The 23,020-nt window shown below is 69.4% G+C and carries 23 protein-coding genes; 8 read left to right on the top strand and 15 right to left on the bottom strand.

Features of this window, described 5'->3' with window-relative positions:
• Window positions 1–27: 27 nt before the first annotated feature.
• The 3 genes from CTB96_RS16135 to CTB96_RS16125 are packed head-to-tail and all read right to left on the bottom strand — an operon-like array spanning window position 28 to window position 3,080.
• Window positions 28–2,151, bottom strand: a complete 2,124-nt coding sequence (locus CTB96_RS16135) for a RecQ family ATP-dependent DNA helicase (RefSeq protein WP_110127821.1) — start codon at window positions 2,149–2,151, stop codon at window positions 28–30.
• On the bottom strand, window positions 2,148–2,627 hold the full coding sequence (locus tag CTB96_RS16130) for a PPOX class F420-dependent oxidoreductase (RefSeq protein ID WP_110127820.1): 480 nt from the start codon (window positions 2,625–2,627) through the stop codon (window positions 2,148–2,150). Before CTB96_RS16130 ends, CTB96_RS16135 begins: the two co-directional genes overlap by 4 nt.
• A 42-nt stretch (window positions 2,628–2,669) precedes the next feature.
• On the bottom strand, window positions 2,670–3,080 hold the full coding sequence (locus CTB96_RS16125) for a VOC family protein (protein WP_345788787.1): 411 nt from the start codon (window positions 3,078–3,080) through the stop codon (window positions 2,670–2,672).
• Window positions 3,081–3,207: 127 nt separating this feature from the next.
• Between CTB96_RS16125 and CTB96_RS16120 the strand changes: the two genes are divergently transcribed.
• A complete protein-coding gene (locus CTB96_RS16120; protein WP_110127818.1) occupies window positions 3,208–4,512 on the top strand; it encodes a M18 family aminopeptidase in 1,305 nt (434 codons plus the stop codon).
• A 133-nt stretch (window positions 4,513–4,645) separates the two neighbouring features.
• Here CTB96_RS16120 and CTB96_RS16115 read toward each other — a convergent pair whose 3' ends face one another.
• A complete protein-coding gene (locus tag CTB96_RS16115; protein ID WP_110127817.1) occupies window positions 4,646–6,145 on the bottom strand; it encodes a SulP family inorganic anion transporter in 1,500 nt (499 codons plus the stop codon).
• A gap of 79 nt (window positions 6,146–6,224) precedes the next feature.
• Between CTB96_RS16115 and CTB96_RS16110 the strand changes: the two genes are divergently transcribed.
• Together CTB96_RS16110 and CTB96_RS16105 are read left to right on the top strand one after the other, a co-directional pair.
• Window positions 6,225–6,848, top strand: a complete 624-nt coding sequence (locus tag CTB96_RS16110) for a MerR family transcriptional regulator (RefSeq protein ID WP_110127816.1) — start codon at window positions 6,225–6,227, stop codon at window positions 6,846–6,848.
• Between the two features lie 48 nt (window positions 6,849–6,896).
• Window positions 6,897–7,907 (top strand): hypothetical protein, encoded by a 1,011-nt coding sequence (locus CTB96_RS16105; RefSeq protein ID WP_110127815.1) that lies wholly within the window; start codon window positions 6,897–6,899, stop codon window positions 7,905–7,907.
• A gap of 12 nt (window positions 7,908–7,919) precedes the next feature.
• Here CTB96_RS16105 and CTB96_RS16100 read toward each other — a convergent pair whose 3' ends face one another.
• Window positions 7,920–8,849, bottom strand: coding sequence for an oxygenase MpaB family protein (locus CTB96_RS16100; protein ID WP_110127814.1), 930 nt, complete (start codon window positions 8,847–8,849; stop codon window positions 7,920–7,922).
• A 171-nt stretch (window positions 8,850–9,020) separates the two neighbouring features.
• Between CTB96_RS16100 and CTB96_RS16095 the strand changes: the two genes are divergently transcribed.
• Both CTB96_RS16095 and CTB96_RS16090 read left to right on the top strand, forming a co-directional pair.
• Entirely contained in the window at window positions 9,021–9,392 is a 372-nt protein-coding gene (locus CTB96_RS16095) for a VOC family protein (RefSeq protein ID WP_110127813.1), read from the top strand.
• A 43-nt stretch (window positions 9,393–9,435) separates the two neighbouring features.
• Entirely contained in the window at window positions 9,436–9,726 is a 291-nt protein-coding gene (locus CTB96_RS16090) for a hypothetical protein (protein WP_110127812.1), read from the top strand.
• Here the strand turns inward: CTB96_RS16090 and CTB96_RS16085 are convergent.
• Window positions 9,686–10,552 carry a DUF429 domain-containing protein gene (locus CTB96_RS16085; protein WP_110127811.1) on the bottom strand — a complete coding sequence of 289 codons (867 nt, stop codon included), beginning with the start codon at window positions 10,550–10,552 and terminating at the stop codon, window positions 9,686–9,688. The two genes, CTB96_RS16090 and CTB96_RS16085, sit on opposite strands and share 41 nt — an antisense overlap.
• A gap of 90 nt (window positions 10,553–10,642) precedes the next feature.
• On the opposite strand from CTB96_RS16085, the gene CTB96_RS16080 reads away from it, so the two are divergent.
• Window positions 10,643–12,091: a sugar porter family MFS transporter gene (locus CTB96_RS16080; RefSeq protein WP_110127810.1), complete on the top strand. Its 1,449-nt coding sequence runs from the start codon at window positions 10,643–10,645 to the stop codon at window positions 12,089–12,091.
• Here CTB96_RS16080 and CTB96_RS16075 read toward each other — a convergent pair whose 3' ends face one another.
• From CTB96_RS16075 to CTB96_RS16035, 9 genes are all read right to left on the bottom strand, one after another.
• Window positions 12,092–12,802: an RNase H family protein gene (locus CTB96_RS16075; RefSeq protein WP_110127809.1), complete on the bottom strand. Its 711-nt coding sequence runs from the start codon at window positions 12,800–12,802 to the stop codon at window positions 12,092–12,094.
• 17 nt (window positions 12,803–12,819) lie between these two features.
• Window positions 12,820–13,998: a MarP family serine protease gene (locus CTB96_RS16070; protein WP_110127808.1), complete on the bottom strand. Its 1,179-nt coding sequence runs from the start codon at window positions 13,996–13,998 to the stop codon at window positions 12,820–12,822.
• A gap of 62 nt (window positions 13,999–14,060) precedes the next feature.
• On the bottom strand, window positions 14,061–14,396 hold the full coding sequence (locus tag CTB96_RS16065; protein ID WP_219993271.1) for a DUF6510 family protein: 336 nt from the start codon (window positions 14,394–14,396) through the stop codon (window positions 14,061–14,063).
• Entirely contained in the window at window positions 14,393–15,136 is a 744-nt protein-coding gene (locus CTB96_RS16060; protein ID WP_345788786.1) for an FAD-binding oxidoreductase, read from the bottom strand. Before CTB96_RS16060 ends, CTB96_RS16065 begins: the two co-directional genes overlap by 4 nt.
• Window positions 15,137–15,159: 23 nt before the next feature.
• Window positions 15,160–15,753 (bottom strand): sulfite oxidase-like oxidoreductase, encoded by a 594-nt coding sequence (locus CTB96_RS16055; protein WP_181397293.1) that lies wholly within the window; start codon window positions 15,751–15,753, stop codon window positions 15,160–15,162.
• A gap of 84 nt (window positions 15,754–15,837) precedes the next feature.
• Window positions 15,838–16,260, bottom strand: coding sequence for a nuclear transport factor 2 family protein (locus CTB96_RS16050; protein ID WP_345788785.1), 423 nt, complete (start codon window positions 16,258–16,260; stop codon window positions 15,838–15,840).
• Between the two features lie 54 nt (window positions 16,261–16,314).
• Window positions 16,315–17,742: an HNH endonuclease signature motif containing protein gene (locus CTB96_RS16045; protein ID WP_110127807.1), complete on the bottom strand. Its 1,428-nt coding sequence runs from the start codon at window positions 17,740–17,742 to the stop codon at window positions 16,315–16,317.
• A 171-nt stretch (window positions 17,743–17,913) separates the two neighbouring features.
• A complete protein-coding gene (locus CTB96_RS16040) occupies window positions 17,914–18,294 on the bottom strand; it encodes a TraR/DksA family transcriptional regulator (protein WP_248283412.1) in 381 nt (126 codons plus the stop codon).
• Between the two features lie 2 nt (window positions 18,295–18,296).
• Window positions 18,297–19,952 carry a molybdopterin-dependent oxidoreductase gene (locus tag CTB96_RS16035; RefSeq protein ID WP_110127806.1) on the bottom strand — a complete coding sequence of 552 codons (1,656 nt, stop codon included), beginning with the start codon at window positions 19,950–19,952 and terminating at the stop codon, window positions 18,297–18,299.
• Between the two features lie 550 nt (window positions 19,953–20,502).
• Between CTB96_RS16035 and CTB96_RS16030 the strand changes: the two genes are divergently transcribed.
• Window positions 20,503–22,281: a glycosyltransferase family 2 protein gene (locus tag CTB96_RS16030; RefSeq protein ID WP_248283411.1), complete on the top strand. Its 1,779-nt coding sequence runs from the start codon at window positions 20,503–20,505 to the stop codon at window positions 22,279–22,281.
• Window positions 22,278–23,009, top strand: coding sequence for an efflux RND transporter periplasmic adaptor subunit (locus CTB96_RS16025; protein WP_110127805.1), 732 nt, complete (start codon window positions 22,278–22,280; stop codon window positions 23,007–23,009). The genes CTB96_RS16030 and CTB96_RS16025 overlap by 4 nt, the downstream gene beginning before the upstream one ends.
• Window positions 23,010–23,020: the final 11 nt, after the last annotated feature.

Here is a 23,020-nt window from a genome sequence, read left to right as displayed (position 1 = left end):
CACCTGTGCCCTACGAGCACCGGTGCCCTACGAGCGCAGCGCCAGGGTGAACGGCAGTACGCCGGCAGCGCCGGCCCGGCGCAGTAACCGGCCGGCCACCGTGAGAGTCCAGCGGCTGTCACCGAGGTCGTCGACGAGCAACACCGGCCCGGTGGCCTCAGCCAGGTTCGCGGCGAGGCCTTCGCCCACCTCGAACGCGCCCCACACGCTGGCGAGCCGGTAGGCGCTGTTGCCGCCGGATTCACCGCTGGGCCCGGCACCGACCAGGCCGAGCGTGCCCAAATGCGGCAGGCGCCCCACCCGGCTGAGCTCGGCGGCCACAGAGGCCACCAGCAGCGGATGCGTGCGCGACGGCATGGCCACGACGCCGACGGGTCGCTCGGCCCAGCCCCACTCGGCGAGAACCCGCACGCAGGCGGCCAGCATCGCGGGCGAGGCCGGCGCATCCGGGGTGCCGGGCGCGAAGACGTCGCGCAGGGTGTTGCCCCAGCCCAGGTCGGTGAGCCGGGCGAGGGCGCGGCCGGGCAGTACCCGGTCGCCGGCGTCGATGCGGCCCTTGGCGGTCACACCGAGCCTGTCGGCGCCGGTGGGCCACTGCGCGCGCGGTTCGAGGGCAACGCCCACCCGGTCGAGCGCGGCGCGCGCCGTGTCGGCGGCGTCGCCCTGCACGTCGGTGGGGTACCAGGGCGCGGTGCAGTTGTCGCAGCGGCCGCACGGCACGGCGGTGTCGTCGTCGAGGGCGCGCTGCAGAAACTCCATCCGGCAGCCGGTGATGCGCTCGTAATCGAGCATGGCGTTCTGTTCCGCGCGGCGGGCGGCGCCGATGCGTTCGTACCGGTCACTGTCGTAGACCCAGGGCGTTCCGGTGGCCACCCAGCCGCCGGTGACCCGGCGCACGGCGCCGTCCACGTCGAGAACCTTGAGCAGCAGCTCGAGCGGGGAGCGGCGCAGGTCGACGCGCGACTCCAGCGCTGGCGTCGACAGCGGTGCACCGCCGGCGGCGGCCAGGGCCATCAGCACCGCCTCAGCCTTGTGCTGGCTCGGCATCGACGAGGTGGCGAAGTACTGCCAGATGGCTTCGTCTTCCACCCCAGGCAACAGCAGCACGTCGGCGTTCTCGGTGGCGCGGCCGGCGCGGCCCACCTGCTGGTAGTACGCCACCGGGGAGCTCGGGGCGCCGAGGTGCAGCACGAAGCCGAGGTCGGGTTTGTCAAACCCCATGCCCAGAGCGCTGGTGGCCACGAGGGCCTTCACCTGGTTGGCCTTGAGCAGACCCTCCGACTCCTCGCGTTCGGTGGTGTCGGTCTGCCCGGTGTAGGCGCGCACGGCGTGGCCGGCGTCACGCAGCAGCCGGGCGGTGTCTTCGGCGGCCGAGACGGTGAGGGTGTAGATGATGCCGCTGCCGGGCAGCTCGGCCAGGTGGCTGAGCAGCCAGGCCAGTCGGGCGCGGGAGTCCGGCAGTCGCAACACGCCCAGGCGGAGGGAGGCGCGGGCGAGGGGGCCGCGGATGGTGACGACGTCCGTACCCCCTCTAGAGACCTGCTCCGCCACATCCGTCACCACCCGGCTGTTGGCCGTTGCGGTGGTGGCGAGCACGGGCACCCCGGCGGGCATGGCGGCGATGAGGTCGCGCAGCCGCCGGTAGTCGGGCCGGAAGTCGTGGCCCCAGTCGGAGATGCAGTGCGCCTCGTCGACCACGAGCAGGCCCACCCGGTCGAGCAGGGCCGGCAACTGTTCGTCACGGAACGACGGGTTGTTCAACCGTTCGGGCGAGACCAGCAGCACGTCGACCTCGTCGGCGCGCAGCTGGGCGAGCACATCGGTCCACTCGTGCGCGTTGGCGGAGTTGATCGAGACCGCGCGCACTCCGGCGCGGGCGGCGGCGGCCACCTGGTCGCGCATCAGGGCCAGAAGCGGAGAGACCAGGATGGTGGGGCCGGCGCCCTGGCGGCGCAGCAGCAGGGTCGCGACGAAGTACACCGCCGACTTGCCCCACCCGGTGCGCTGCACCACCAGGGCACGGCGGCGCTGGTCGACGAGCGTCTCGATGGCCTCGTACTGGCCCTCATGGAAGTCGGCATCCGGGCGGCCGACCAGGGTGCGCAGAATCTCGAGGGCGTCGTCGCGCGTGGTCGTGGACTGGGAGGTCACTGGGCATCCAACCGCGCGGCCACATCGGCCGGGAAGCCGCCGGTGGCGATCGGGCTCCACCGGGTGGGCGTGATGCGGATGAGCGACTTGTCCTGCAGGGCCATGGCCTGGCGGTACTCGTCCCAGTTCGGGTGCTCGCCGGCGATGCACCGGTAGTAGTCCACCAGCCCGTCGGCGGCCTCCGGCATGTGCAGAATCTCGGCGTCACCGTCGATCTGCACCCAGGCGCCGTCCCACTCGTCCGAGAGCACGAGCACGGATGTCTGCGGGTCACGCTCGGCGTTGCGGGTCTTCGCTCGCGACGGGTACGACGAGATGACCAGGCGGCCATGGTCGTCGACCCCGCCGGACACCGGAGAAATCTGCGGGCGGCCATCCGTGCGGGTGGTGGCCAGCAGCATCCGGTGCCGCGGTCGAACGAAGTCGAGCAGAGCGGTCAGGGAGACGGGAGTGCTGGTTGCTACGGTTCTGGCCATGCCTTCAGGCTAACGGGGCCCGCCGACAGAGTCGTGGGCAGCTCACTCGTGCACGTCCTCCGGCATGGCGGACATGTCCATGTAGATGACCTCCCAGAGGTGGCCGTCCGGATCCTGGAAGCTGCGGCCGTACATGAAGCCCATGTCCTGCGGCTCGTTGGAGAAGCTGCCACCGGACTCGAGCGCCTTGTCGGCGAGTTCGTCGGCGTCGGCGCGGCTGTCGGCGCTGAGCGAGTAGATGCCAGCTGTGGCCGTCGTGGAATCGACGATGGGCTTGTCGGTGAACCTCGCGAAGCTCTCGTGGGTGAGGAGCATCACGAACAGGTGGTCGTCGTCGAGAACGATGCATGCGGCGGTGTCATCGGTGAATTGCGGATTGACGGTGAAACCGAGGTCGACGTAGAACTGCTTCGACCGGTCGAGGTCGGTGACGGGCAGGTTGAGGAACATCATCAGGGACACGGTTACGACTCCAGACGGCGGTGGCGGATGCGGGTGATCAGGTGTGCGTTGCGTCAAGTAGACGACAGCGGGGAGGGCGGCGCAACCCTCCGGAGACCCGGGATGGTTGGATGGAGGCATGACTTCCCTCTCGGCCTACATCGACGACTTCGCCCGATTCATCACAGCGTCGCCGTCGTCGTACCACGCCGCCGCCGAATCGGCCCGGCGCCTGACCAGGGCGGGATTCACCCAGCTGCACGAGAGCGACGACTGGTCAGAGGTGCCATCACTGTCGTCGATGAGGGGCACAGCGCATGCCGGCCGGTACTTCGTCGTGCGCGATGGGGCGGTGGTCGCCTGGGTCAAGCCGGCCGGCGCCAAGCCCACCACGCCGTTCCGCATTCTCGGCGCCCACACCGACTCGCCCGGGTTCAAGCTCAAGCCCAAGCCGACCACCGGCTCCTACGGCTGGTTGCAGGCCGGCGTCGAGGTGTATGGCGGGCCGCTCGCCAACTCCTGGCTCGACCGCGAGCTCGAGCTCGCCGGCCGCCTGGTCACCACCGACGGGGTCGAACACCTGGTGCGCACCGGTCCGTTCCTGCGCATCCCGCAGCTGGCCGTGCACCTGGACCGCTCCGCCAACGAGGCCCTCACCCTCGACCGGCAACGGCACCTCAACCCGATCTTCGGCATCGGCGATGTGCGCCAAGCCGACCTGGTGGCCCACCTCGCGGCCCTGGCGGGTATCGACGCGGCGGATGTGGCCGGGTATGACATCCTCACCGCCGACACCAACCCGCCGGCCCGGTTCGGCCTGAACGACGAGCTCTTCGCCGCCGGCCGCATGGACAACCTCTCCTCGGTGCACGCCGGTCTCACCGCGCTGATCGAGGTGTCGGAGAACGACGACGCGATCAACGTGCTCGCCGCGTTCGACCACGAAGAGCTCGGCTCGCAGTCCCGCTCCGGGGCGAGCGGACCGATGCTCGACGACATCCTCAGCCGCATCGGTGACGACCTCGGCGCCACCGTCTCCGAGCGGTTGCGCGCCTACGCCGACTCCTGGTGCGTCTCCGCCGACGCCGGCCACTCGGTGCACCCGAACTATCCCGAACGCCACGACCCGGTCAACCTGCCACTCGCCGGCCGCGGCCCGCTGCTGAAGATCAACGGCAACCAGCGCTACGCCACGGATGCCGCCGGTGCCGCCCTCTGGGCGCGCTGCAGTGCGGCCGCCGGGGTGCCGTACCAGGAGTTCGTTTCGAATAACAACGTGCCCTGCGGCTCCACGATCGGGCCGCTCACCGCGACCCGCCTGGGCATCCGCACGGTGGATGTGGGTATCCCGCTGCTGTCGATGCACTCGGCGCGCGAGCTGGCGCACGTGAACGACCCGTTCGCGCTCTCCGCGGCGATCGGCGCGTTCTTCGCCGGAGCCTAGGCCCCCCTCGCGGAGCACGAAACGTCTCGCGGCGCGGGACACGTGTCGTGGCGCAGGAGAAAGCGCGCACAAAGGTGCGCCACGAGACTTGACGTGCGCCACGAGGATCATGGTGCGCCACGACGCGGGGCGCCTACAGTCGGCCGCTGAGCCTCTCGTGCATGGCCTGGCTGCGCTCGTCGAGGCCGTGGAAGGTGACCGTGGCACCGTGCTGGCGGTACTTGGTCTCCACGGAGTCGAGCACGGCCACGGTTGAGGCATCCCAGATCTGCGCCTGCGCCAGGTCCACGTCGACCACCGCCGGGTCGATGCCGTAGGAGAACTGCTCGACGAGGTCGTTGCTGCTGCCGAAGAACAGCGGCCCGCTCACGGTGTAGCGCGCCGAGAGGCCGTCGGCGGCGATCACGCGATCCACCCGCACCACGTGCGCGACCCGGCGGGCGAAGAGCACCATCGCCAGCAGCACGCCGGCGGCGATGCCGATCGCCAGGTTGTGGGTCGCCACCACCACGGCAACGGTCACGAGCATCACGACGGTCTCCGGCACCGGCATCCGTCGCAGTGTCGCCGGGCGCACGCTGTGCCAGTTGACCGTGGTGATGGCCACAATCATCATCACCGCGGCCAGTGCCACCATCGGGATCTGCTCCATCAGGCCGCTCAGCGCGGTGACCAGCAGCAACAGGAAGATTCCCGCGACGAAGGTGGAAATGCGGGTGCGGGCCCGGCCGAGCTTCACGTTCACCACGGTCTGGCCGATCATGGCGCAGCCGGCGATGCCGCCATAGAGCCCGGCCAGCATGTTCGCGATGCCCAGCGCCCAGGACTCGCGGCCCTTGGCCGAGCGGGTGTCGGTGATGTCGTCGACCAGCTTGGCGGTGAGCAGGGTCTCCACCAGCCCGACGAAGGCCACGCTCAGCGCGGTCGGCCAGATGATCTGCAGGGTCTCGAGGTTCACCGGCACGAGCAGCGGGGTGATTCCGGGCAGTCCGCCGGAGACGGCGCCCTGGTCGCCCACGGTGGGCACGGCCAGGTGCCAGGTCATGGCGATGGCGGTGACCACCACGATGGCCACCAGCGGGGCCGGCACGGCACGGGTGAGCCGGGGCAGGCCGAGCACGATCAGCACCGTCAGGGCGAACAGCGGGTAGACGAGCCAGGGCACGTCGATCAGGTGCGGCAGCTGGGCGACAAAGATCAGTATGCCCAGTGCGTTGACGAAGCCGATCATCACCGACCGCGGGATGAACCGCATCAGCCGGGCCAGGCCGGTGACGCCGAAGAGGATTTGCACCAGGCCCGCCAGCAGCACCGCCGGAAGCAGGTACTCCACTCCGTGATCGCGCACCAGGGGAGCCACCACCAGGGCGACGGCTCCGGCCGCGGCGGTGACCATGGCGGAGCGGCCGCCGAGGAACGACATCGACACCGCGAGCACGACGGAGGCGATGAGGCTCACCTTGGGGTCGACACCGGCGATGATCGAGAACGAGATCACCTCGGGGATGAGGGCGAGGGTGGTGACGATGCCGGCGAGCACCTCCACGCTGAGCGCCCGGGGGCGGCGCAGGGTGGCTCGCACGGTGGGGGCCGGAGGAACCGACGAGAGGGTGGCGGCAGGGCGTTGGGGCACCGTGCAACTGTAATCGGCGCCAAGAGCGCACGGCGCCGCGCTATAGACAGCGACACTATCCGATAGTTACACTATCCGTATGAAAATGGCCCAGCTGAGCAGCGCGAGCGGCGTCCCGGTGGCGACGATCAAGTACTACCTGCGCGAGGGTCTGCTGCAGCCCGGGCAGCGGAGCGGCCCGAACCAGTCGCTTTATGGCCCGGAGCACCTGCGCCGGCTGCGCGTCATCCGGGGCCTGCTCGATGTGGGCGGGCTCAGCGTCGCGGCGGCGCACCAGGTGATCGATGCCATCGATTCCGATCTGGGCCTCGCGCACACCTTCGACATCGCCCAGCGCACGGTGTCGCCGCAGCTCGAGCGCACGGCACTTGCGCCGGACGCCCTCGCGCAGGTCGACGACGTGCTCGACGGATGGCTGGTGTCGCCCGACAATCCGGGTCGCCTCGCCGCCGCCCGGGTGCTGCAGACCTTCCGGGAGCTCGGGCAGCCCGACCTCAGCGGCTGGGTACCGGCCTATGCCGCCGCGGCGCTCGCCGTGGCCGACGCCGACCTCGACGAGATCGACGCCAGGGCGGACCGCGAATCGAAGACCGAGATGGTCGTCATCGGCACCGTTCTCGGTGACGCCCTCTTCGCTGCCCTGCGCCGCGCCGCGCAGGAGCACGTCACCGCAGAGAGATACGCGGCGCCGCCCGCACCCTAACCCGCACCCGCAACCCAGGCACCACCCGAGCGTCAGGAGTTGGTTCTCATGGCCACAACCCGCACCGGATCCTTTCGAAGCACCATCCTCAATGGTCCGCCGCCGGGCGGGGACGACTCGTCGGGGCCACCCGACATCCGTTGGCACCGCCCGCTGCTCTGGCTCGCACTGGCCATGGCCGCCCTCGCTGTCGTCGCCGTCGTCGGTCTCGTGGTCGATCCGCGCACCGTCACGGGAGCACCGCTCTGGGCCAAACCTTTCAAGTTCGCCATCTCGGTGGCCATCTACGCCGTGACCCTGTCGTGGTTGATCGGCCTGCTGCCCGGCTCCTTCTCCGGTCGTCGCCGGCTGGCCTGGTGGGCGGGTACGGTGGCGACGGTCTTCCTGCTGGTGGAGATGGTGATCATCGTCGGCGCCGCGGCGACCGGCCTGACCAGCCACTTCAACGTGTCCACCCCGTTCGCGGCCGTGCTCTGGTCGGTGATGGCCGCGTCGATCGTCACGGTCTGGGTGGCGGCCGTGCCGATCGCCATCCTGCTGCTGCGCACCGATCTGGGCGACCCGGCCCGCGCTCTCGCGATCCGGGCGGGCCTCCTGATCGCCCTGCTGGGCATGGCGCTCGCGTTCCTCATGACCGGGCCCACAGCCGCTCAGCTCGACGACTACCAGGGCATCGTGGGCGCGCACACCGTCGGGGTTGCCGACGGTGGGCCCGGCCTGCCCCTGGTCGGGTGGAGCACTGTCGCCGGCGACCTGCGCATCCCGCACTTCGTGGGCATGCACGCCCTGCAGGTTCTGCCCCTGGCCGCGCTGCTGCTCGAGGTCCTCGCCCGGCGGATGCCCGCTCTCGGGCGTCCGCTCACCCGCCGGGGTGTGCTGCGCGTGCTGGTCGGCCTCTACCTCGGTGTGCTGGTGCTTCTCACCGGCCAGGCTCTCGCCGGTCAGTCGATCGTGCAGCCCAGCCCCCTCGTGGCGGGCATCGCCGCCGCCCTGCCCCTCACCGCGGCCGTCGCCATCACCGTCACCCTCCGCCGCCACCCCAGCCCCCGGGCGGCATAACCCAGACGAGGACTAGGCCTCCGGCGGGGGAGTGGGGTCGAGGGCGTCGAGCCGGGCGATGCGGGAGAGGGCGGCGTCCTCCGACGTCGACCGGGAGCCGAGCAGCATTCGCACCAGGCCGAGCACGGCACCGGTGGCCCAGATCACCGGCAGCGGGCTGCGGCGCAAGCCCAGCATCCGCCGGTATTCGACCGGGATGGAGGCCACGGCGCCGGCGAACATGATGCGATAGAACGGCATCATGCCGCGGCGGAGCGGCGGCTTGCGGATGAACCGCACGGCCTCTGCGACCCGGTCGCCGCCCATCAGCACCCCCGCGTCGCTGAACGCGCGGAGCTGTGCGGCGAGTTCTGCATCGGACCGGGGCGGATCGTCGACGCCGACCAGTTCGCCGGCCTTCGCCCACTCCCGCACATACCGGTCGGCCCCGCCGGGGATCGCGCCGTCCCAGACCTGGTGGCTGGTCAGGAAGGCATCGGTGAAGACCACATGCACCCAGGAGAGCAGCTCGGGGTCGCCCGCGGAATACTCCCGCTCCACGCCCCGGGCATCACGGTAACGGCCGGCGACCCGGTCGTGGAACCGGCCCACCCGGGCGGATTCGCGTTCGGCCTGTTCGGTGGCGGCGAAGGTCACCGTGACCAACCACTGGATGGTGCCGCTGAGCCGGCCGAGCGGGTCGTCCCGGTAGCGCGACCAGTCGTGCACCCCGGCCATCGCGCCGGGATGCAGTGTCTGCATGAGCAGCGCACGGATGCCGGCGACCATGGTGGCCATGCCGCCGTGCACCGCCCAGGATGCCGAACCCGGCCCAAAGAACCCGGCGTCGTTCCCTTCGGCCATGGTGCCCACCCAGGCCGGCCGGCCGTCGTCGTTGCCGGAAAGAGTGACGAGCAGGTGCGAGCGCCAGCTGTTCACGAAACCGTCCAGGAATCTGCCCATTCCGGCACCCTAATCGACGGCACGCGGTACGCCAGGGATGCGCCGTGAACTCCCAGCCAGACCGGCGACCGCGGCACCCACGGCTGCTAGCGGGCCTGCCGGAGCGGTCGTAGGCTGGCGCGGACTGCGCCGTGGCAGCCGGCCATGGCTCGACACGAGAGGATCCGCGCCATGGACATGAAGATCGAACTCGTCTACATCCCGGTGACCGACGTCGACCGGGCCAAGGAGTTCTACGTCGAGAAGGTGGGTTTCCACGCCGACTACGACCAGGAGGTGAACCCCGACCTGCGGTTCGTGCAGCTCACCCCGCCCGGCTCCGCCTGCTCGATCGCGATCGGTAAGGGCCTGACCGACATGGAGCCCGGCTGGCAGCGAGGCCTGCAAATGGTGATCGACGACGCGGATGCCGCCAGGGCCCAGCTGCTGGCGGCCGGCGTCGACGCCAGCGAGGTAGACGAGCAGGACTGGGGCCGGTTCGTGTACTTTTCCGACCTGGACGGCAACACCTGGGCCCTGCAGCAGCTGCCACCGCGCGACTGACCGCGCCGCGCCGGGGCCTGACCCCGCCGCCTACGCTGGAGGCATGCCGTCTTATCGCGTGGTCATGTCCATCGGAGCCCTGCAACCGGGGGTGCGGCCGGATGCGGTGCTGCCCGCCGCCGCCCGGGCCGCGGCGGAGCGCACCACTGTGGAGGCCTCCGATCTGGCCGTCGTGGCCGGCCAGGCGCGGGCCACCGTGCGGTTCACCGCCGACGACAACGCTGCCGCCCTCACGATCGGCCGGCACGTCGTGGCTGAGACCCGCCTCGTCGCCGATCCCGTCGCCTGGCAGGTCACGGAGCGGGTGAAGGGCCGCTGGTTCCCGGTGCGCTGACCGACAGCGTGCCGCCGCGCTGCTCCGGCCGGGCCGGGGCGATGATCGTGCCTCTCCGGCCCTCCACCACCAGCGGGTCGGTGGCCCCGAGCACCTGGCAGCGCAGGGCGCCGTAGCGGTGCCAGAGCGACGCCGTCCAGGCCGCCAGGAGGGCGTCGATGAGGTCCTCCCGATGTTTGTACTCCCGGTCGCCGAGTGGCGACGGCTCGGTGACCAGCAGGTCGGTGACCGCATGGCTGCCCAGGTCCAGTGGGGGAGAGGCGCTCTGCAGCCGCCACATCCGCTCGATCAGGTCGTCGCAGACCACGGCCCGGGCGGCCCGTCGTTCATCGAGCGGCAGGTCGGTTCCCATGCGCTTGTACCGGGGCCGTTTCGACACGTAACCGAACTCCGCGGCGCCCACCAGGGTGGTGTACGGGTAACACTCGAACAGGCTTGGCACGCCCGGCGCGACGGCGCCCAAGCCGTCGGTGTAGACCCAGCCGAGATGCTCGAGCCGGATGCGCAGGGCCACTCCGGCCAGCCTCGGCAGGGCCTGGTTCGACGCGTTCGCCGACACGTGCCAGCGGCCGTAGCGTGCCCCGGTCTCCCGCTCGCACTGCCGCATTCCCACCGGATTGTTGACCACCAGTGGGGCGTCGACCGCCAGCACGGCACCGGGCTCCGCCATGCGCTGAATCCAGTCGACAACGGCATCGAGGCCCCGTGCCCAGCCGGCGTCGATCACGCGGCCGGTGTGGTCGGTGCAGGCCAGGCCGGTCTCGTTCGCGGCCTTTTCGGCTGTGCCCTCCGCCCAGGCCAGATCCACCCCGAGGAATCGTGTCATGGCTCCAGGACTACCAGAAGGGGGGTAACCGTGGAAGAGTATTGCCCCAGAACACTGGTGAACGACCAACGATCAGACGGGAAAGCCGAGATGGACGAGAGAGCAGTCAAGCCGACCACGAACCGAAAAGTCATCGGATTGGCCGTCGCCGGCGCCTTCGGCGGCTTTCTCTTCGGCTACGACTCCTCGGTGATCAACGGGGCGGTCGAGGCGATCCAGGGGGAGTTCGACCTCACCGCAGCGGTCACCGGTTTTGCCGTTGCCAGCGCCCTGCTGGGTGCCGCGACCGGCGCCTACCTCGGCGGTCGGCTGGCCGACAGGTTCGGCCGCATCCCGGTGATGATGATCGGCGCGATCGTGTTCTTCGCCAGCTCGGTCGGTTCCGGCTTCGCCTTCAGCGTCGTCGACCTGGTCGTCTGGCGAGTTCTGGGCGGCATCGGCATCGGGCTGGCATCTGTCGTGGCGCCCGCCTACATTGCCGAAATCTCGCCCCGCTTGATCCGCGGCCGGCTGGGCTCCCTGCAGCAGCTGGCCATCACCATCGGTATCTTCGCCGCGCTGCTCTCGGACGCGATCTTCGCCACGTCCGCCGGTGGCGCGAGCGAGGAGTTCTGGTTCGGTCTCGAAGCCTGGCGCTGGATGTTCCTGGTCAGCGCCGTACCCGCCCTGATCTACGGCGTGATCGCGCTGGTGCTGCCGGAGTCGCCGCGTTACCTGGTGCTCCACGACAAGGAGGACAAGGCCCGCGCCGTGCTCACCACGGTGTCGCCGGAGGGTGACATCGACCGGGAGATCCGGGACATGAAGGCCTCGATCGACGAAGATATCAAGGCCAAGCGCACCGGAACCCTGCGTGGCCCGGCCTTCGGCTTCAAGCCCATCGTCTGGATCGGCATCACCCTGTCGGTGTTCCAGCAATTCGTGGGCATCAACGTGATCTTCTACTACTCGACCACCCTGTGGAGCGCGGTGGGCTTTCCGGAATCCGCCTCGCTGGCGATCTCGGTGGCGACCTCGGTGACAAACATCCTGGTCACCCTCGTGGCCATCGCCCTGGTCGACCGGGTCGGCCGCCGGCCGATCCTGCTCACCGGCTCCGTGGGCATGACGGTGTCGCTGGCGACCATGGCAATAGCGTTCGGCCAGTCCACCACCGTCGACGGTGAACTCAGCCTGCCCGGCGCCTGGGGGCCGATCGCGCTGGTCGCGGCGAACATCTTCGTGATCTCGTTCGGCGCATCCTGGGGCCCGGTGGTCTGGGTGCTCCTCGGTGAGATCTTCCCCAACACGATCAGGGCCAAGGCGCTCGGCCTGGCCGCGGCCGCGCAGTGGACCGCGAACTTCCTGATCACGGTGTCGTTCCCACCGATGGCGGCCTGGTCGCTGCCGCTCACCTACGGCATGTACGCCCTGTTCGCGGCGCTGTCGTTCCTGTTCGTGTTCACCAAGGTGCCCGAAACCAACGGCATGTCGCTCGACGAGGCCAACACCCTGCTGCCGAACAAGGGCTCGGCCAAGAAGAAAGCGGCGAGGGCCTGATCAGATCAAGCCGCGGAGCAGCTCCTCCGGGCTGACTCCGCTGCCCGTCGCCCGCCGCGTGAGCCGGGCGAGCTCGTCGGAGCTCAGCGCCAGCTGCACGGTGTGCGGGCGGTCCTCTTCGAAGTCGAACAGACCCAGGTCGGCGGATGCCTTCGGCGCCTTCCGCACGGCAGGCGCCGACGCTGCTGCCTTCACCGGAGCGGCTGCCGCGGGTGTCTTTCGCGCCGGCACGGCCGGCGCCGGCCCGCCGGCCACGAAGCCGGGCCCGGACGGGATGGCCGCGTTCCGCTGGTAGGCCTCGGAGACCGCCCGGGCACGGGAATCCGCGGCCTCGTTGAGCGGGTGGTTGGCGTGTCCCTTGACCCATTCGAAACGGTATGTGCGGCCGACCAAGGCCTCGTCGATCTCCTGCAGCAGTTCGAGGTTCATCACGGCCTTGCCGTCGGCCTTGCGCCAGCCTTTGGCCTTCCAGCCGCGCATCCACTTGGTCACGGAGTTGATCACGTACTGGCTGTCGCAGAGCACGAGCAGATCGTCGTCCACGTGCGCGGTGGCCCGGAAGAGCTCGAGCACGGCCTTCAGTTCGCCCTGGTTGTTAGTGGCGTGCTTCCACCCGCCGGCGGCCCAGTTGTTGTCGTCGATGTACCAGGCCCAACCGGCCGGTCCGGGATTGCCGAGGGCGGAACCGTCTGCGGCAGCGGTGATAGTCATGCGCTCCAGTCTGCCAGCTAGCCCTGGATGCACTCGCCCGATGAGACCTGCCCGGTGAGGGCGCCGGCCTGGTCCACGACCGGAGTGACCTCTTCCATCGCCAGTGCGTAGCCCACGTTCTCAGTGGTCGCGGCCTTGGCGAAGATCACACCGGCGACTTGGCCGTCGACGCTGAGCAGCGGGCCGCCCGATTCACCCTGCTGCACATCGGCCGCGAGGGTGTAGACCGACCGCGGCGAGGGCGACTGGCCGTAGATGTCCGCGACGAGCTGGGTGCTCACCGACATCACCCGGGCCGGGTCGGAGTCGAAGGGGCCACCGAACGGGTAGCCGAGGCTCACGGCCTCGCTGTCGACGGCGAGGTTGCCCTGCAGAGCCAGCGGGGCGGCGTCCAGACCGGGCACGTTGATCACGGCGAGGTCGTCGATGGGGTCGAAGTACACGATTTCGCCGGTGAGCGCGCCGGCGCCGGGCACCTCGACCACCGCTTCGGACACGCCGGCGACCACGTGGGCGTTGGTCATCACCCGCTCAGGCGCAATCACAAAGCCCGAACCGGACTGGCTCTGTCCGCACGCCACCGCGTTGCCGGTGATGCGCAGCACGGATGCGGCGGCGGTGTCGAGCGCGGCGCTGTCGAGTTGGGCGTCGGGCAGGGTGGGACTCTGGCCGCCGAACGCATCCGCGATCAGGGGCAAGCCGTCGTCGACGACGGTGGAGCGCAGCTGGGCGAGGAAGCTCTTGACCGGTACCGGGGTGACCGAATCGATGGTGCGCACGACCCCGGAGGACGCGATCGCCGAGCTGAGCAGGGGGATGCCGAGCGCGCCGACGCTGAACGCGACCATCGACATCACGGCGGCGGCCGCGGCCACGCCGATGGCGGCGCCGAAGAGCCTGTCAACGCCGCGCAGCTTGCGCGGGGTGCGGCGGCGCAGGGCGAGCCCGATCGACTCGCCGATGGTGAGGCCGGCGATCACGAGCAGCAGCGCGGCGGCGATGGACGCCGGGGTGCGCCATTCGGCGGCGGGCACCCAGGTGGGCACCTGCGGAACCAGGAAGTAGGCGGCGACAGCGCCGGCCACCAGGCCCAGGATTCCGCTGATGCTGCCGATCAGGCCGCTGCGATAGCCCGCGCCGAGGCTCGCCAGCAGCAACACGACCAGAATCACGTCAAGGACGACCGATCCCTGCATGCACACCCCCGCTCGATGGGCGGACGCCCGCCGATTCTCAGCCTAGGTGGGCGGATGCGGCTTTAGCTGGGAACGTCGTTCGGGCGCCGCAGTTGCACGAAGCTCATGCCGTGCAGGTCGAGGCACACGCTGTCGCCGGTATCCACGAGTCGTAGCAGGATCTCGGTGCAGCCGGGGCAGCGCAGCAGCAGCCCGTGCGAGTTCGGGTAGAGCCGGGCGGTGGCCAGCGCCGCGGTACGGCCGCAATGCGCGCAGCGACCGGTGGCGTCGGTCACGTCGACGGTGAAGAACTCACTGAGCGGGCCGGCGGCAGCGTTGCCATCGAGATAGTCACCGTCCTGCACGTCGCCGACCAGGTCGGCGCCGCCCGGCTGTCCACCGCCCGGGGGGATGGTCATGGTGTCGTCCCCGTGCCGCCGTAGCGTTCGGTTTTGATCCGGTCGGGGGAGTATCCGGCGCGCACCAGCCAGTCGGCCACGGTTTCGACGAAGGCGGTGGCCCCACAGATGAACATGGCCGGGTTGTCCTCGGGCGGCAGCACCGTGGCCAGCAGGGTCGCCGCATCCAGCCGGTGCGGCGGGATGCTGCTGCCCGGGGCCTCGCGGGTGTACACGTAATTCACCGCGAGCAGGGGCGCGGTGGCGAGCTCTTCGAGTTCGGTTGCGTAGTAGGCGGAGCCGGGGCTGCGCACTGAGTAGAGCAGCCGGAACGGCGCGGCATAACCGGGAGCGGTGCCAGTGTCGGTGCCGGTGGCCACGCCGGAGCCGGCAGCGTGCGCCCGGATCATGGCCATTAGCGGTACCACGCCGGAACCGCCGGCAATGAGCTGCACCGGCGACGGGTCGGCCGGGTCCCAGACGAACCACCCGCCGACGGGCCCCCGCACCTCCAGCTGGTCGCCAGCGGAAACAGCGCGCACCAGGTACGGCGACACCTCCCCGTCGGCGAGTTCTTCCACGGTGAGTTCGAGTTCATCGCCGGGGAGCGCGGAGGCCACCGAATAGGAGCGCACGGCGGTGTAGCCATCCGGCGCGGTCAGGCGCACGTCGACGTGCTGGCCGGCCTTGTGGCCGGTGAGGCCGGGCAGGCGCAGACGCAGGGTGCGGGCGGTGCCGGTCTCCTGTCTCACGCTGATCACGTCCGCAATGTTCCAGCCGGTTCTCACCAGTAGCGCTCTTCGCGCCATGGGTCGCCGTACATGTGATAACCGTTGCTCTCCCAGAACCCGGGCTCGTCCTGGCGCAGCATTTCCAGGCCGCGCACCCATTTGGCGCTCTTCCAGAAGTACAGGTGCGGCACCAGCAGGCGAGCGGGGCCGCCGTGCGCCGGCTCGAGAGCCTCACCGTCGAACTCGTGGGCGATCCAGGCCTTGCCGCCGAGCAGGTCGTCGAGCGGAACGTTGGTGGTGTATCCGCCGTAGGAGTGCGCCATGGTGAATTCGAGGTCGGATTCGACGGACTCGAACAGCGTGTCAAGCGAGACGCCGCGCCAGCTGGTGCCCAGCTTCGACCAGCTGGTGACGCAGTGGATGTCGGTGCTCACGTCGTCTTGTTTGAGAGCGAGGAATTCATCCCAGCTCCAGCGGTGCACAGTGCCGGTCTCGGTGGTGATGGTGAATTCCCACTGCTCCGGGGTGATGCGCGGCGTGGGACCGGCGGAGAGCACGGGGAAGCTCTCGGTGAGGTACTGGCCGGGCGGGAGAGCTGGGTCGTCGCGGCGGCGGCGACCGAAAAAGCCGGGGGACACGATTCCCATGGGGTTCCTTTCGGTTGGAGGCAGCCTATTGGAGCCGGAGGCCGGGGTCTACGGTTCACGCCCCGTTCAGCCTGCCAGGCTCGTTCAGTCGGTGTCGGGGGAGTGGGCCTGGTCCATCCACCACTCGGTGAATTCGCGAGCCCGGCCGTCGGGCGCGAAACGGATCAGCCAGAGGTTGCTGTAGACGGGACCCGCGGCGTAAGTGGTGACCCCCTGCACCGCCGATAGCTCGGCGGTGAGTACGACGGGCGCCCACTCGAAGGTGTAGCTCTCGGGCCCGTCGGCGTGTTCCAGCCAGCCATCCACGATGGCCTGATGGCCCACCCACGGGTCCGCGTACGGTTCGGTGAAGTAGGACGCGTCCTCGGTGAAGAGCGCGCTGATGTCCTCCGCCTTGTTCGAAGACCACGCCGTCAGGTAAGCGGTGACCCACCGTTCGGTCATCTGGACGACATCGCCGGGCGCGGTGGAATCGGCGTTCGACGGGTTTGTCTTCTGCTCGGTCATCAACCCGTTCTAGCCTCATCCTCCGGATCCGGCCAGTGCGAACAGCGCAGATTCTCAGAACGGTGGTGGGTCTTCTCTCGTCGGCGACGGAGGTGACGGAGGCGCCGCCGGCGCTCGCCGAGGCGGCGGGCCGATGGGGTTGGCGGGTTCGCGGGTGTAGGTCTTGCCGCCGGGGCTGGTCCAGGTGAGCGCGCCGGTCGGAGATTGTCTCGTGCTGAAGCTGGACTGGTGTTTCAACCGGTGGCAGGCCTTGCACAAATGCACGAGGTTCCCGGTCGCAGTTGGTCCGCCCTTGTTCCACGGGACGGTGTGGTCAATCTCGCTGTTCGTCGCTTTACGGTTGCACCCGATGCCCTGACAGGTTTGATCCCGAATCTCGGTGTACCGCTTCATGTCCGCCGGCGGCGTGTACGAGTCCCGGCCGACGGAGAGCATGCACCCGGTCTCCGGATGGGTGAGGATCCGGTCCCACCTGGGTGCCGTGCCCGCCAGCCGTCGGGCGGTTTCCGGGTCGATGGGCCCGTACCCTTCCAACATGCCGGGTTCGAAGCTCTTCCCCATCAGAGTGAGCACGGGAACGGTGACGTGCACAGTCCCACGGATGCCCCGGCCCAACCCGCCGACGCATTCACCGTCCAGCAGCAGGTCCCGAAATGCGTCAGCCCGGCGTTGATCCATCGTGCGCAGCACCACGTCGCCGGCGGGAGCGGCGCCGTCGGCACCATCGTTGGTGTCGGCGTCGTTGAGGCTCTTCGCGATGCGGGTCAACCGGTCATACCCCGCCTGGGCTTCATCGGCTTTGAGGTACGCGTTCAACCAGGCCATGCCGTCCACGTCCGGCTGCAGCACCACCCGCCGCAGGGTTGCACCGACGTCGGCGCGCTCCTGCAGCGACACGGGATGCAACCGCTCCAGTTCCCGGGCGGCGACCCTGCCGAACTGCGTCGCCGTCAGCTTCTCCGCCTTCGGGAGCACCGCGGCTTCGAGGGCGGTTAGTACGTCGTCGGGGGCGCCGGTGGTGACATCCTGCATTCGCAGCACATGCGCCCAACTGATCCGGCCCTGCGCCAACGCCGTGTGGAAGCCGGGCAGCTTCTCGACCAGGTGGGCGGCGTTGAAGATCATCATCCGCGCGGTCGTGGAGTGCAGTCGCAACGCCCCGGCAACCTCGGTCGCGAGGGTGCGCTCGGCCAGTTCCACGTCGTCCCAGGCCGGGCCGTGTGCGTGGGTGTCGGGGTCGTCCGCGCCGGTCTCGACGGGGTCACCACGCAGCCCGGCGATAATGGCCGGCTGCTCGCCGAGCCGGTGCAGCTCGGCGAGCAGCCGGGCGCGTTCGGCGAACCCGGCCGCGATCACCTTCTCGTTCTCGATCAGCGGATCGATGATCGCAGCGATCGCTGTCGTGGTCGCATCGACGCCCTCAGATCGAGCCGAATCGGGCTCGCCTGGGGCGTCTTCGGGTGTGGCGTTTGAGGTGGCCATGGCTCTATAGAACCACCACCCACCGACACTGCCGATCCCAGTGAATCAGCGGTGTACAAGCCCACAAACAGGCCGCCTGTGGAGGAGCGCCGAATGCGAAAATCAGGCGGCCCTGCCCGGCCTCGCTTCGCGGCCAGCTGCGTCCGAGAGTGCGTCAGTGCCGAGGGTCGGTCAGGCGGTTTCCCGAGCGCAGTCGATGCAGAGTTCGGCAGCGGGGCGGGCCTCCAGCCGATCGCGCCCGATCGGCTCGCCTCGGCGCAGGCACCGGCCGTAACTCCCATCCGCGATACGCAGCAGGGCGGCGTCGATCGCAGCGACGGATGCGGCGAGTTCGGCATGCACTCCCGCCCGCAGCGACCACTCGTCCGAGAGTGTCGGCCCCTCAGGGTCGTGCTCGTCGTCGGCATCCGCTCCGCTCCGGGCGGCGCGCACCTCGGCCAGGGTGGCGCCCTGCCGGCGGAGATCCTGCTCGAGGGCGGCCCGCTGGGCGCGCAGGACCGTCCTGAAATGTGCCAGGTCGGCCTCCGTGAGCGTCGGCTCGAATGCGCCCACGATCAGGACACCGAGACGCCGATCGAGTGCAGCCCGGTCGCACCATCCGGAACCACGTCGGCGGTCTTGCTCGTCTGCACCTCACCGTTGGCGTCGGTCGCGCGCACCCGAAGGGTGTGCGAGCCGCTCGTCGCCGGCCACTCCCAGCGCCACTGCCGCCAGGTGTCGACCGAGATCGCGTCGGCCAGGGTCGCGGTGTTCCAGGTTCCGTCGTCGACCTGCACCTCGACGGCGGAAATGCCCACATGCTGGCTCCAGGCGACCCCGGCAACGGTCACGGTGTCTGCCGCCACCGTTGCGTTCTCCCGCGGCACATCGATGCGGGACGACAGCTTGACCGGGCCTTTCTCCGACCAGCCGCGACTGGTCCAGTAGGCGGTCTCCCGGTCGAACCGGGTGACCACCAGCTCGGTGACCCACTTCGTCGCCGACACATAGCCGTAGAGACCGGGCACCACCATCCGCACCGGGTAGCCGTGCTCCAGGGGCAAGGGCTCGCCGTTCATGCCCACCGCGAGGATCGCGTTGCGCTCGTCGGTGAGAGCCTCGATCGGGGTGCTTGCCGTCCAGCCGTCCTGACTGCGGGAGAGCACCATATCGGCCTCGCTGGTGGGCTTGGCCCGCGCCAGCAGCTCGCGAATCGGGTACCCCAGCCACACGGCATTGCCGATCAGGTCGCCGCCCACGTAGTTGGAGACGCAGGTGAGTGTTGTCGTGCTCTCCTCCAACGGCAGGGCGAGCAGGTCTGCATAACTGATCTGCACCTCGTTCTCGACCAGGCCGCTGATTTTCAGCGTCCAGGTGGACGGGTCGATGCGCGGCACCGAGAGTGCGGTGTCGATGCGGTAGAAGTCGGCGTTGGGGGTGATGATCGGCGAGAGGCCGTCGATGTCGAAGGACGCGCCGGCCGGGATGGCAGTGCCCGGAACGGCCGCGGCGGGCAGGGTGAACAACGCGCGGGCCGCATCCGCTGCCCGGCTGCCGGCCGCCAACAGCTGACCGCCGATGGCCGCGAGCACACCGGCACCCGCCGTCGCCCCGGTGTAGACGAGAAACCGGCGGCGGTCCAGGGCGGCCCGGGCCGCGGCGGCCGGTGTGACGGATGTGGCGCGGCCGGACTGCAGAGACGCCGCGGCCGCCTGCGCTGCCGGTGCGGCGCTCGCTCTCAACCTCTTGATGAGCATGGTGAGCACCAGCGCGGCGACCACCATGGCCAGCACCGGGGGCACGGCGTCGAACGGAGACGCGTCGGCGCGGGTGAGGGCCGCGACGAGGGCCACCAGGCCGGCGGCCACGATCACGAACCGGCCCAGCGGTGCCCGGCGGTATTCGAGGATGCCCGCCAACGCGGCCAGCACGGCCGCTACCAGGGCAATGAACACGATCAGGGCCAGCTTGTCGCCGGTACCGAAGAGGGAGATCACCAGCTCTTTCACCCAGGCGGGTGCCAGGTCGATCAGCAGGGCCCCCACCACGAGCACCGGGCTGGCCCCGGGCGCGATCAGACCGGCCACAAGTTCAGCCAATCCGAATCCGGCCAACACGGCGGCCAGGCCGGCCAGCGCGGCGAGCCCGGTGGGCCGGCCGGCCGGGGAGGGTGTGATGCGCGCGCCGCCGGCCGGTGCCGGTGCCGACGGGGGAGACAGCGGGCTGGACATGGCCCCAGCATAGGTTCGTGCACTGGGAGACGTGCTGGAAAAGCCGATGGATCGGCTTACGAAACCCTTACGGCACGTCGCCCGCCGCCGCCGGTGCGCCGTCCGACCGCCCGGATTACAGCTGTGTTACGAACGGGAGAACGTTAGGGGAACCGCTAGGCCGGTCGGCGGCGCCGGCCGTACGGTGGGAACTTACCTGCCACGACGAACGGTCGAACCCGACCTCCCCGTTCATCGTCTTCGCCGCTCCCTATGGCACCTCGCCGCTCCATCCCCGTCCCGATCCGTTACGGATCCCGATCTCGATAGAACCCGCGACCCACGGACGACGAAGCCCGCTGCCCCTCCGCCAGAGCGCATCCGCTGCCTGCCCGGACGGTCTCCTTCGTGCGCTCCCGGGCCCTGTTGACCTGCTCTTCGAACCAGCTCCTCGGCCCCATCAGTGACCGTTCCCGGCCACGCCAGCGTTCCGCACTAGCACCGCGAACCTCGCCCGAGATCCCGTTCGCGAACCCCGGACCCCAGAATCCGGCACCGAAAAGAGAGACGGATGCCCTCCCTTCACCCCAGCCTCGGCGACCCCACCACCTCCGCATCCCCCACGGAATCCGTGGTGCCGCCCGAGGCCATGCACCGAGTTCCCACCCACAAATTGGCCGCAGCCCAGCCTCCGGTGCGGTCGGCCCCGACGGGGCATGCCCACTCGCCATCCCTGGTGATGCTGGTGTTGATCGCCACGGTCGGCATCCTGGCCTACGCGAATTTTCTGCTCAACCCGGCCAGCCGGGGAGACTGGCTGCCGTACTCGCTGGTGATCGTGGCCGAATCGGTATTGATCTTCCAGGCACTGTTGTCGATGTGGACGATCCTGTCCGGCTCGACCGACCCGCGGGAGTTCAACTTCCACCGGGCCCAGGCGACGCTGGTGCACAGCAGATCCGTGGCCAGGGACGGTCTGGAGAACCAGCCGGAGCGGTGGCCGCTGTACCTGGGCGACCACCCGGCCACCGTTGACGTGTTCGTCACCACGTACGGTGAGGACCTCGACGTGATCCGCACCACGGTCACGGCGGTGCGTCAGATGCACGGCGAGCACCTCACCTGGGTACTCGACGACGGCCGCTCCGATGCGGTGCGGGACCTCGCCGCCGAGCTGGGTGTGCGGTACCTGCGCCGGCTGAGCTCCAACGGCGCCAAGGCGGGGAACGTCAACCACGCGCTCACAGTGAGCACGGCGGAGTACTTCGTGATCTTCGACGCCGACTTCGTGCCCAAACCCGAATTCCTGCTGGAGACCCTGCCGTTCTTCATCGACGACAAGGTCGCCTTCGTGCAGACCCCGCAGGCGTACAGCAACCTGCACAACGTGATCTCCCGGGGCGCCGGCTATATGCAGGCCGTGTTCTACCGGTTCATCCAGCCCGGCCGCAATCGGTTCAACGCCGCCTTCTGTGTCGGCACCAATGTGATCTTCCGCCGGGATGCGATCAACGACATCGACGGCATGTACACCGACTCCAAGTCAGAGGATGTCTGGACCTCGCTCAAGCTGCACGAACGGGGGTGGAAGACCATCTACATCCCCACGGTTCTGGCCACCGGCCACGCGCCAGACACCGTGGAGGCGTACACCAAACAGCAGTTGCGCTGGGCCACCGGCGGCTTCGAGATCCTGCTGCAGAGCAACCCGCTCAGCCCGCGCCGCCGCCTCACCTTCGACCAGCGCCTGCAGTACCTGGTCACGGCATCCTTCTATCTCACCGGGATCGCGCCGTTGCTGCTGCTGCTGGTGCCGCCGCTCGAGATCTACTTCGACCTGCGGCCGATGAACATCTCCACCACGGTGGTCACCTGGCTGCTCTACTACGCGGGCTTCTACCTGATGCAGGTTCTGTTGGCGTTCTACACGATGGGCTCGTTCCGCTGGGAGACGCTGATGCTCGCCACGGCGTCGTTCCCGATCTACGTGGCGGCGTTGATCAATGTGCTGGTCGGAAAGGAACAGCACTGGAGTGCCACCGGTAACCGGTCGAAGGTGCGCTCGCCGTTCAACTTCATGATTCCGCAGGTGCTGTTCTTCGTGTTCCTGCTATTGACCTCGGTCGTGGCGGTGTGGCGAGACGTGACGATCGGCACTCTCACCCTGGCCACCGCGTGGAACGTCACGAACACGCTCATCTTGGGAACGTTCGTGGGCACGGCCCTGCACGAGCAACACGCCACCCGCCGGGCGCGCGTGCTGGCCCGTCGCGCCGCGCTGCGCAGTGCGGCGGAGGCGAGCCCCGCGGCCCTCTCCTCCGCCCCGACCCGAGAGGTGGTGCCCTCATGACCTGGGCCAATCGATTCAAGCTCTTCTTCGGACTCGTCATGGTCCTCGGCATCGTCGCCGTGCTCACCGTCGTCTTCAACCAACGGCAGGCGCAGGTGATGAGCGCCTCGGCGTCGATCCAGGCGGCGGAGTACCCGGTGGGCTCCGACTACGGCGGAACCGTACTGGACCGGCTTGTCGACGAGGGGGAGCAGGTGAAAGCGGGCCAGGCCCTGTTCACCCTGCAGAGCCCGACCCTGCAGGCAGACCTCGCCGAAGGCCTCATCACCGCCGACAACGTGGCGTACTCGGTCGCCGACGACGGTGTGCTCACCCTCACCGCATCCGTCGACGGAACCCTCACCGACATCACTACCGAGCGGGGCTCGTTCGTGCAGGCCGGCCAGGTGCTCGCCGTGATCGACAAGACCGGTTCGCTGTTCGTGTCGGCGGACTTCGTGCTCACCAGCGGCGACTACGCCCGGATCGAACCGGGTGCGGCCGTTGACATCGTGCTGCCCAACCAGACCCGGGTGGCCGGCACCATGGAGACGCTCGACGTGCAGACGGCCGACGGTCAGGCCGAGACCACCGCCAAGGTGGTGAGCCCCGACCTGGTCGACGGCGCCGCGAACGGGCTCATGGCTCCCGGCACACCGGTGACGGCCACCATCGAGCTGCGCGACGACGGCCTGCTCGCCGGCGCCAGCGACGGCCTGTTCGGCTTCCTGCGCACGATTGGCCTGTGAGGGTGCGAGAA

Source organism: Cryobacterium arcticum (genome assembly GCF_003185895.1).
Classification (GTDB): Bacteria; Actinomycetota; Actinomycetes; order Actinomycetales; family Microbacteriaceae; genus Cryobacterium; species Cryobacterium arcticum.
The sequence above is the reverse complement of the archived record's forward strand: the minus strand, read 5'-3'. Positions and strand labels throughout refer to the sequence as shown.